The organism is Klenkia sp. PcliD-1-E (genome assembly GCF_024124375.1).
Taxonomy (GTDB): domain Bacteria; phylum Actinomycetota; class Actinomycetes; order Mycobacteriales; family Geodermatophilaceae; genus Klenkia.
In genome coordinates this window covers 1-9720 of the sequence record NZ_JAMXRZ010000139.1, presented here as the reverse complement: position 1 = coordinate 9720, position 9720 = coordinate 1, and the positions used below count along the sequence as shown (strand labels likewise).

At 75.4% G+C, this 9720-nt stretch carries 9 protein-coding genes and 1 pseudogene; 4 read left to right on the top strand and 6 right to left on the bottom strand.

The features are described 5' to 3' along the window. Both NH342_RS19930 and NH342_RS19925 read left to right on the top strand, forming a co-directional pair. A pseudogene (locus NH342_RS19930) lies at positions 1-313 on the top strand (hypothetical protein); the annotation flags it as partial. Continuing rightward, positions 310-807 (top strand): DUF4439 domain-containing protein, encoded by a 498-nt coding sequence (locus NH342_RS19925; protein WP_253017575.1) that lies wholly within the window; start codon positions 310-312, stop codon positions 805-807. The pseudogene NH342_RS19930 and the gene NH342_RS19925, both read left to right, overlap by 4 nt. 16 nt (positions 808-823) lie before the next feature. Here the strand turns inward: NH342_RS19925 and NH342_RS19920 are convergent, their stop codons facing one another. Genes NH342_RS19920 through dxr form a run of 5 tightly spaced genes read right to left on the bottom strand, consistent with a single transcriptional unit; the run spans position 824 to position 7436 of the window. Beyond that, positions 824-2743 carry a penicillin-binding transpeptidase domain-containing protein gene (locus tag NH342_RS19920; RefSeq protein ID WP_253017573.1) on the bottom strand — a complete coding sequence of 640 codons (1920 nt, stop codon included), beginning with the start codon at positions 2741-2743 and terminating at the stop codon, positions 824-826. 44 nt (positions 2744-2787) lie between these two features. Next, positions 2788-3657, bottom strand: a complete 870-nt coding sequence (locus NH342_RS19915) for a DUF4081 domain-containing GNAT family N-acetyltransferase (protein WP_253017571.1) — start codon at positions 3655-3657, stop codon at positions 2788-2790. 4 nt (positions 3658-3661) lie between these two features. After that, positions 3662-4798, bottom strand: coding sequence for a flavodoxin-dependent (E)-4-hydroxy-3-methylbut-2-enyl-diphosphate synthase (gene ispG / locus NH342_RS19910; protein ID WP_256480899.1), 1137 nt, complete (start codon positions 4796-4798; stop codon positions 3662-3664). A 45-nt stretch (positions 4799-4843) separates the two neighbouring features. After that, a complete protein-coding gene (locus NH342_RS19905; RefSeq protein WP_308200714.1) occupies positions 4844-6208 on the bottom strand; it encodes a site-2 protease family protein in 1365 nt (454 codons plus the stop codon). A gap of 31 nt (positions 6209-6239) precedes the next feature. Next, positions 6240-7436 carry a 1-deoxy-D-xylulose-5-phosphate reductoisomerase gene (gene dxr / locus NH342_RS19900; RefSeq protein WP_253017565.1) on the bottom strand — a complete coding sequence of 399 codons (1197 nt, stop codon included), beginning with the start codon at positions 7434-7436 and terminating at the stop codon, positions 6240-6242. 66 nt (positions 7437-7502) lie between these two features. Between dxr and NH342_RS19895 the strand changes: the two genes are divergently transcribed. Next, positions 7503-7820 carry a DUF2631 domain-containing protein gene (locus NH342_RS19895; RefSeq protein ID WP_253017563.1) on the top strand — a complete coding sequence of 106 codons (318 nt, stop codon included), beginning with the start codon at positions 7503-7505 and terminating at the stop codon, positions 7818-7820. Positions 7821-7865: 45 nt separating this feature from the next. On the opposite strand, the gene rlmN is transcribed toward NH342_RS19895, so the two are convergent. Beyond that, a complete protein-coding gene (rlmN, locus tag NH342_RS19890; RefSeq protein WP_253017561.1) occupies positions 7866-9050 on the bottom strand; it encodes a 23S rRNA (adenine(2503)-C(2))-methyltransferase RlmN in 1185 nt (394 codons plus the stop codon). 133 nt (positions 9051-9183) lie between these two features. On the opposite strand from rlmN, the gene NH342_RS19885 reads away from it, so the two are divergent. Then, positions 9184-9720: hypothetical protein (locus NH342_RS19885; protein WP_253017559.1), on the top strand; the 537-nt coding region annotated here is incomplete at its 3' end.

Sequence of the window (9720 nt, the reverse complement as noted above, 5' to 3'; positions counted from 1 at the left end):
GCTGGCCGCCGCACCCGACCTGGCCGCGGTGGCGCCCGCCCTGGTCGACCAGTGCCGCGAGCAGCTCCGGCGGCTGCGGGAGGCCGCGCCCTCGGTCACCGGTTCGCCCACCTCCCCCGGGACGACGACCTCCGCGACGACGACCTCGGCGACGGCCGCCCCCGCGGACGACCCGCGGGCCGAGTTGCGCACCCGCATCTCCTCGGCGGCCGACTCGCACGCCACGGCCTGCCTGGACTTCACCGGCGCCCGGGCCGCCCTGCTCGGCAGCACCGCGGCGGGCCTGCGCGGCCAGCTGGTGGTGCTGGCGTGACCTCGCCCTCGTCCTCGCCCTCGAGCTCGTCGTCGGCCGCCCCGTCCACCGGTGAGGCGGGGTCGGCGCGCGCGGAGACCGCGGCACTGCAGGACGTGCTGGCCGCCGAGCACGCCGCGGTGTGGGGCTACGGCACGGTGGGCGCGGCGCTGGCCGGCGAGGACCGCACACCCGTGACCACCGCGGTCGAGGTCCACCGGGACCTGCGGGACCGCCTCGCCGGGTTGATCACCGACCGCGGCGCCGACCCGGTGCCCACCCGGCCGGCCTACCAGCTGCCCTTCCCCGTGCTGTCGGCCACCGACGCCGCCCGGCTGGCCGTCCAGCTGGAGGACGGCACGACGGCGGCCTGGGTGTGGGTGCTCGACCAGGCCGCCGACCGCGGGGTGCGCGAGCTGGCGGTGGCGTCGGCCTCGGCGGCCGAGACCCGCGCGGTGCCCTGGCGGGTACGGGCGGGGGTCACGCCCACCACGAGCGCGACCCCCGGGCTCTGACCCGTCCCCGGGACCCCTACCCGGACAGCCCGGACAGGAAGGCGTCGGCGACGGCGACCGCGGCGCTGCTGGACTGCCCGGCCTCGACCAGCACCGCGAAGGCGATGTCGCCCTGCGGGCCGCCGAGCTGGTAGCCCATGAACCAGCCGTGCGAGTCCGGCGGCACGGCCGTGCCGAACTCGGCGGTGCCGGTCTTGCCGTACACCTGGCCCTGGCCCCCCAGTGCGCGGGCGGTGCCGGTGAGCACCACCTGGCGCATCATCGGCCGCAGCTGGTCCAGCACGGCCTGCCCGGGCCCGGCCGGGGCCGCCCCCGCCGGGTCGGCACCGACCACCTCGACGGGCGCCGCCGGGGTGCCGCTGGCGATGCCGGCCGCGACCAGCGCCAGCTGCGCCGGGCTCATCAGCACCTCGCCCTGGCCGATCGCGTCGGCCGCCTCGGTGGTGCCGGTGCTGGTGGCCGGCACGCTGCCGGAGTAGATGCCGACCGGCAGCTGCCAGTCCGCGCCCACCCCGTAGCTCGCGGCCGCCGCGCTGAGCGCCCCGTCGGGCAGGGTCAGCGCCTGCTGGATGAAGGTGGTGTTGCACGACTGGGCGAAGGCCTCGGTCAGCGACACCGTGCCCAGGTCGAACTGGTCCTCGTTCTCGAACTCCCGGCCGTCGACCGTGGTGGTGCCCGGGCAGGGCACCGCGGTGTCGGGCGTCACCGTGCCGGCCGACAGCAGCGCGGTGGCGGTGATCGTCTTCATGCTCGACCCGGGCGGGAACTGCCCGCTCAGGGCGTTGCCGGCGGTGGCCGCCTCGTTGGAGCTCACGGCCAGCACCTCGCCGGTGCCGGGCCGGACCACCACGAGGTGGGTGGCCAGGGACTGGCCGGCGACGGCGGTGTCGGCGGCGGTCTGGATGGCCGGCACCAGCGGGGTCTGCACCGGGCTGCCCGGGACCGGGTCCACCGAGCCGACGACGGTGCCCGTGTCGCCGGTGGAGGTGTCCAGGCTGACCACGCTGACGGTGAAGCCAGGGGTGCCGGCCAGCTGCTGCTGGTAGGCCCGCTGCAGCCCGGACAGGCCCAGCTGGTCGCCCGCGGCGTACTCCGGCCGGCCGTCGTCGCCGGTGGTCTCGTCGAGCACCTCGGCGGTGGCGTCGCCGACCCGGCCGAGCAGTGCAGCACCGAACCGGGCGGTGGGGGCCAGCAACCGGGTGGAGGTCGGGAAGACCGCGCCGGGCAGGTCGAACACCTGGGCGCGGATGGCCTCGAAGGCGTCGCGGCGCAGCGTGATGACGGGGACGAACTGGCCGTCGCCGGCGGCCTCGACGTCGGCGGCGATGGTGGCCGGGTCCACCCCGGTGGCCGCCCCCAGCGCCGCGGCGAGCGCGGGCAGGTCGGTGACCTGCCCCGTGTCCACGCCGACGTCCACCACCTCGGTCTCGGTGAACAGCGGGGTGCCGGTGGCGTCGGTGACCGGGGCGCGCTCGGGCAGGGACCGGGCGACCTCCAGGTGCTGGCCCGCCCCCAGCTCGGGGTGCACGATCGTGGGCTCGGCGACCACCTGCCACGGGGCGTCGCCGTCGGCCCGGCGCAGGTCGAGGGTGGCGTCGTAGGTCCAGTCGGGCGCGGCGGCCAGGTCCCAGGTCGCCGTCCAGGCCACGGTGGCAGTGGTGTCGCCGTCCCCGCCCACGGAGACCTCGCCGAGGTCGGCGTTCAGCGTGGCGCCGGGCAGGTCCTCGGCGGTCTGCTGCAGCAGCGTCGTCGCCGCGCCCGCGTCGTCGGTGTCACCGGCCGCGGACTCCAGGTCGCCGCCGGACCAGGCGCCCAGGAAGGACTGCGCGGCGCTGCGGGCGCCGTCGGCCGGGTCGTCGGAGCTGCAGGCCGACAGCACCGGCCCGGCCAGCACGACCGAGGCCACCAGCAGGACCGCACCCCGTGATCTGCGCACGGGGTGCACCCTGGCACAGCACCCTGACAGGACCGGTCGCGGCGTCAGAACAGGATCGAGGCGTAGGTGCCGGCGTCGCGGAAGCCGACCCGCTGGTAGGCCGCCCGGGCCGGGGCGTTGAAGTCGTTGACGTAGAGGCTGACCACCGGGGCGATCGACCGGCGGGCGTACTCCACCACCGCCGCCGTCCCGGCCTGGCCGATGCCGCGGCCGCGGTGGGCCGGGGCCACCCAGACGCCCTGCACCTGGCACGCCGCCCGCGACACCGCGCCGACCTCGGCCTTGAACACCACCTCGGGGCCGCCGGGGCCGTCCTGGATCCAGGCCAGCGACTGGCCGGACCGCACCAGCTCGGTGACCCGGGCGCGGTAACCGGCCCCGCCGTCCACCCGCAGCGGGCTGACCCCGACCTCCTCGGTGAACATCGCGACCGCGGCCGGCAGCAGGGTCTCCAGCTGCCCCAGCCGCACCGGCCGCACCCGGGGCTCGGCGGCGACCAGCGGCGGCCCGTCGATGGCCAGCAGCGGCTGCCGGGGACGGACGTCGCGGGCCGGGCCCCAGTGCGGCTCCAGCCGTTCCCACAGCGGCGCGACGGCGCCGACCGGGCCCACGATGGTCGAGCAGCGCCGGCCGGCCCGGCGGGCGCGGTCGGCGAAGGCGCGGGCGGCCTCGGCCTCGACGCCGGGCCGGGTGAACGGGATGAGGTTGGCCCCGGCCAGGCAGACGGCGTCCAGCCGGCCGTCGCCGTCCAGTCCCCAGAGCGGGGCCCCGAGGGAGGCCGGGTCGGCGCCGTGGGTCTCGACCCGGCCGGCCAGCATGCAGGTGGCCACCGGGTCGGTGTCCAGCAGCTGCCGCACCGCCCGCTCGTCGGCGGCCCCGAGCACCCGCGCCGCGCGGGCGCCCAGCACGGTCACCGGGTCAGGAGACGGTGACGGTCGGCGCCCCGGAGGTGACGCCGTCGTCGGCCTGCTGCTCGGCGATGCGGAACGCCTCCTCGATGAGGGTCTCCACGATCTGCGACTCGGGCACGGTCTTGATGACCTCGCCCTTGACGAAGATCTGGCCCTTGCCGTTGCCCGAGGCGACCCCGAGGTCGGCCTCGCGGGCCTCGCCGGGGCCGTTGACGACGCAGCCCATGACGGCCACGCGCAGCGGGATCTCCATGCCCTCCAGGCCCGCGGTGACCTCGTCGGCGAGCTTGTAGACGTCGACCTGGGCCCGCCCGCAGGACGGGCAGGACACGATCTCCAGCCGGCGTGGCTTCAGGTTGAGGGACTCCAGGATCTGCAGGCCGACCTTGACCTCCTCGACCGGCGGCGCGGACAGCGAGACCCGGATGGTGTCGCCGATGCCCTGGGACAGCAGCGCCCCGAAGGCCACGGCGGACTTGATGGTGCCCTGGAAGGCCGGGCCGGCCTCGGTGACGCCCAGGTGCAGCGGGTAGTCGCACTGCTGGGCGAGCAGCTCGTAGGCGCGCACCATCACGACCGGGTCGTTGTGCTTGACCGAGATCTTGATGTCGCGGAAGTCGTGCTCCTCGAACAGCGAGCACTCCCACAGCGCGGACTCCACCAGCGCCTCGGGGGTGGCCTTGCCGTACTTCTCCAGCAGCCGCTTGTCCAGCGAGCCGGCGTTGACCCCGATGCGGATCGGGGTGCCGTGCTCCTTGGCGGCCCGGGCGATGTCGCCGACCTTGTCGTCGAACTTCTTGATGTTGCCCGGGTTCACCCGGACGGCGGCGCACCCGGCCTCGATGGCGGCGAACACGTAGCGCGGCTGGAAGTGGATGTCGGCGATCACCGGGATCTGCGACTTCTTCGCGATGACCGGCAGCGCCTCGGCGTCGTCGGTGTCGGGGACGGCCACCCGCACGATCTGGCAGCCCGACGCGGTGAGCTCGGCGATCTGCTGCAGCGTGGCGTTGATGTCGGCGGTCTTGGTGGTGCACATCGACTGCACGCTGACCGGGGAGTCGCTGCCCACGCCGACGCCGCCGACGTCGAGCTGCCGCGTCTTCCGGCGCGGGGCCAGGACGGGCGGGGGCGGGGCGGGCATGCCGAGGGAGACGCTCACGACTGCATTGTCCCCCACCGGAGGCGCCTACTGCAGCGTGATCGGGTTGACCACGTCGGCCACCAGGAGCAGGGCCGACAGGGCGATGAACAACCCGGCCACGACGTAGGCGACCGGCATGAGCCGGGCGATGTCGAAGGGCCCCGGGTCAGGCCGGCCGCGGCGGCGGGCCACGACGGCGCGGGCCTTCTCGTACAGCGCGCCGGCCACGTGACCGCCGTCGAGGGGGTAGATCGGCAGCAGGTTGAACAGGAACAGCACCAGGTTGACGCTGGCCAGCAGACCGAGGAAGAAGCTCAGCTTCTCCAGCCCGCTGAAGTCGTCGAAGGAGAACACCTCGCCGGAGATGCGCCCGACACCCACGATCCCGATCGGGCCGTTGGGGTCGCGCTGGTCGCCGAGGAAGGCGGCGCCGAAGAGCGCCGGGACCCGCTCGGGGATCTCGAGCAGCCGGTCCACGGAGTTGGCGACGATGTTCCCGAAGTACGCCGGCACCTCGGTGATGGACTGCCGGGCCAACCGGTCAGCCGGGCTCACCCCGAGGTACCCAGCCGTGACGGTGCCCTCGCCGTCCAGGTCGGCCACGGTGTTGGGCACCGGGGTCACCGTCAGGTCCCGGGACGACCCGTCCCGCTCCACGGTGAGCGTGATCGGCTGGTCCGGGGAGGCCCGGACCGCGCTCTGCACGACCGTCCAGGAGTCCCAGGCCGTGGGGTCCAGCGCCCGGCCGTCGACGGCCGTGATCGTGTCCCCGGGTCGCAGACCGGCCTCCGCGGCCGGGCTCTCCGCCGGCAACGCGCAGTTCGCCGTCCCCTCCTGGCACTCCTGGCCGGCGTCGGGCCCGGTGGTGACGAGGGGGACCGAGCACAGGTCGAAGTCGGGGTCGTCCTGCAGGCGCTCGATCGACTGGGCGTTCGACGGGATGACGCAGGCCGGGACCTGCGACACCGTGGTGGTGAGCACCTGGGTGCCGATGGTGGTCAGCGTCAGGGTGAACAGGACGACGGCCAGGATCAGGTTGTGCAGCGGCCCGGCCGACATCACGACGACCCGCTGCCACCAGGGCTTCTTCCAGAAGACGCGGTCGCCGTCGGTGGGCAGCACGTCGTCGAGCGCTGCTCCGCGGACCTCGGCGATGAAGCTGCGCATGCGGGTGGCGCGCTTGCTCTCGCCCTCCTCGGCCGGCGGGATCATGCCGACGATGCGGATGTAGCCGCCCAGCGGGACCCACTTGACGCCGTACTCGGTCTCGCCCTTGCGGCGGGAGTACAGCGTGGGCCCGAAGCCGACCATGAACTGCGGCACCCGCATGCCGAACTTCCGGGCCCAGTAGAAGTGGCCGAACTCGTGGAAGCCGATGGAGAACAGCAACCCGAGGAAGAACGCGACGATCCCGAGGACGGTCAGCAGGATCGTGCTCAGGTCAGCCTCCGGCGATCGCGGCGCGGGCGTGCTCCCGGGCCCACCTCTCGGCGGCCTGCACGTCCTCGACGACGGTGGGGACGCCGAGGTCCGGCGCCGCGTCGAGGGTACGCGCGATCGTCTGGGTGATCGCTGGGAACGCGAGGTCACCGGCCAGGAACGCGGCGACCGCCTCCTCGTTGGCCGCGTTGTACATCGCCGGGACGACGCCGCCGGCCTCCCCCGCCTGCCGGGCCAGCCGGACCGCCGGGAAGGCCTCGTCGTCCAGCGGGGCGAAGTCCCAGCCCGACGCAGCCGTCCAGTCCAGGGCGGGCTGCACGTGGTGGAGCCGGTCGGGCCAGCCGAGAGCCAGGGCGATCGGCAGGCGCATGTCCGGCGGGCTGGCCTGGGCGATGGTCGCGCCGTCGACGAAGGTGACCATCGAGTGCACGATCGACTGCGGGTGGACCACGACGTCGATGTCGGCGTAGGGGACGTCGAAGAGCAGGTGCGCCTCGATGACCTCCAGGCCCTTGTTCACCAGCGTCGCGCTGTTGATCGTGACCACCGGCCCCATCGCCCAGGTCGGGTGCGCCAGCGCCTGCAGAGGCGTCACGTCGGCGAGCTGGTCGGCCGAGCGGCCGCGGAAGGGCCCCCCGCTGGCGGTGAGCACCAGCCGGGCCACCTCGCTCCGGGTGCCGCTGCGCAGGCACTGGGCCAGCGCGGAGTGCTCGGAGTCCACCGGCAGCAGCTGGCCCGGGGCGGCCGCCGCGGTGACCAGCGCGCCGCCGGCGACCAGGGACTCCTTGTTGGCCAGCGCGACCGTGCGCCCGGCGCGCAGGGCGGCCAGCGTCGGCCCGAGCCCGATGGAGCCGGTGATGCCGTTGAGGACGACGTCGGCGGGCCGGGCGGCCAGCTCCTCCGCGGCGCGCGGGCCGGCCAGGATCTCGGGGAGGCGGTACCGGCCCTGCGACCACCCGCGCTGTTGGGCTGCTGCGTAGAAGGCCAGCTGCAGGTCCTGCGCGGCGGTGGCCCGCGCGACCGCGACGGTGTCGACGCCCAGGCTCAGCGCCTGCTCGGCCAGCAGCGCGACGTCCGACCCGCCGGAGGCCAGGCCGGTGATGCGGAGTGAGTCGGGGTTGGCCGCCACGACCTGCAGGGCCTGGGTGCCGATGGAGCCGGTGGAACCCAGGACGGTGACCGTGCGGGGCTCGCTCATGGCGACATCCTGGCCGACCGGTCGGGCTGCCGTGTGCGCCGGGTGCGGTCCTGCCATGATGGGCGGGTGAGCGGCACGGACCACCTCGGGCAGCAGACCAGCGCGACCGTCGTCGCCCAGTCCCACCGCGAGGAGGCGATCGTCCGGGCAGGCTCCGAGCCGGTCCACGGCGACGAGCGCCCCGAGGACTGGGGCTGGCACGGCGAGACCGGCAAGAAGGGCCGGATCGGCACCTTCCTCGCCGCGCTGATCCTCTTCGCGTTCCAGTTCGGCAACCACGAGGGCCGGATCGAGAACATCTGGATCAACACGATGGTCGCCGGCCTGCTGCTGATCCTGGTGTGGGACTGGCGCCGCCGGAAGAACGCCTGGCGCTCGGAGTAGGGCGCTCGAAGTAGGGCGCTCGGAGTGGGACAGCGGCCCTAGCCCTCAGCCGAGGGGCACGGTCTCCTCGAGCTCGGGCTGCGGCGCGGCCACCGACGGCATCCCCGGTGCCTCGCTGGCCGCGAGCTGACCGCACGCGCCGTCGATGTCCTGGCCGCGGGTGTCGCGCACCGTCGTCGCCACGCCGTGCGCCCGCAGCCGGGCGACGAACTCCCGCTGCGCCGGCAGCGGGCTGGCGTCCCACTTGCTGCCCGGCGTCGGGTTGAGCGGGATCAGGTTGACGTGCGCCAGCCGCTTGGCCAGCCGGCGGCCGAGCAGGTCGGCCCGGAACGGCTGGTCGTTGACGTCCCGGATGAGGGCGTACTCGATGGAGTACCGACGGCCGGTGCGCCGGGCGTAGGCGTCGGCCGCCTCCAGCACCTCGGTCACGTTCCACCGGGTGTTGACCGGGACGAGGGTGTCGCGCAGCTCGTCGTCGGGGGCGTGCAGGCTGACCGCGAGGGTGACGTTGAGCCCCTCCTCGGTGAGCCGGTGGATGGCCGGCACCAGGCCGACCGTGGACACCGTCACCGACCGCTGTGCCAGGCCCAGGCCGTGCGGCGCGGGGGTGAGCAGGGCGTCGAGGGTGGTGCGCACGCGGTTGTAGTTCGCCAGCGGTTCGCCCATGCCCATGAAGACCACGTTCGACAGCCGCCCGGGCCCGCCCGGGATCTCCCCCGCCGCCATGGCGGCGGCCGCGGCCACCGCCTGGCCGATGATCTCGGCCGCCGACAGGTTGCGGGTGAGCCCGCCCTGGCCGGTCGCGCAGAACGGGCAGGCCATGCCGCAGCCGGCCTGGCTGGAGATGCACACCGTGGCCCGGTCGGGGTAGCGCATCAGCACGCTCTCCACGAGCGCCCCGTCGTGCAGCCGCCACAGGGTCTTGCGGGTGCGCCCGCCGTCGGCGCTCTGGTGCCGCACCACGGTGAGCAGCCCGGGCAGCATCGCCTCGACCAGGTCGGCGCGGGCGGCGGCCGGCAGGTCGGTCATCGCGGCCGGGTCGGTGACCCCGGCGTAGAAGTGCCGGGCCAGCTGGTCGGCGCGGAAGGCGGGGTGGCCGAGCTCGGCGACGGCGACGCGGGCCTGCTCGCGGGTGAGGTCGGCGAGGTGGCGCGGGGGCTTGGCCGCCCGGCGCGGGGCCTCGAAGACCAGGGGCAGCGGGGCTCGGGGCTCGGTGGTGTCGGCAGTCATGACCGCACCACTGTCCCACCCTCCCCGGGGGTCGTGCGCCGGTCGGGCGGGTGAGATCGCTCCCGCTCAGTCCGTGGGCTGGTCCGCCGGCGTCCCGGTGGCGGGGCCCGCAGCGGGTGCGTCGGTCCCCGGCGTGCCGGGGTCGCTCGGGTCCGGGCTCCCGGAGGGGCCGGTCGCGGCCGGGCTCCCGGTGGGTGCGGAGCCGGTCGTCGGGGTCGGCGCGCCGGTCGGGGCAGGGTCGTCGGTCGCGGAGCCGGGCGCCTGCGTGGTGGGCGAGCTGCTCGACGGGGTGGCGGACGGTGTGGTCGAGCCGGTGGGCCCGGTCGGGTCGGCGTCGGCCGGTGACGGGTCGGCGACGGCGGCCGCGACGTCGGGTGGCTGCACGGCCGGGGCCGGGGTGCCGGCCGGGGTCGCGGCCGGCGTCGTGGCGGTAGCAGGGGTGGTTGCCACGGACGGGTCGGTCCGCGGGGCGGCCCGGTCCTGGACGGGGGCCGGCGTCGACGCCGCGGCAGTGGCCGGGGCCGAGGCCGGGACCGAGGGCACCGGGACCGAGGACGCCGGGCCCGACGAGCCCAGGGGCAGCGCGGCGGAGCCGGTCGCCGCGGTCGGGCTCGCGGCTGCCGCGGCGACCGAGGCGGGGTCGGGGGCGGGGCCGCGACCGGCCGCGGCC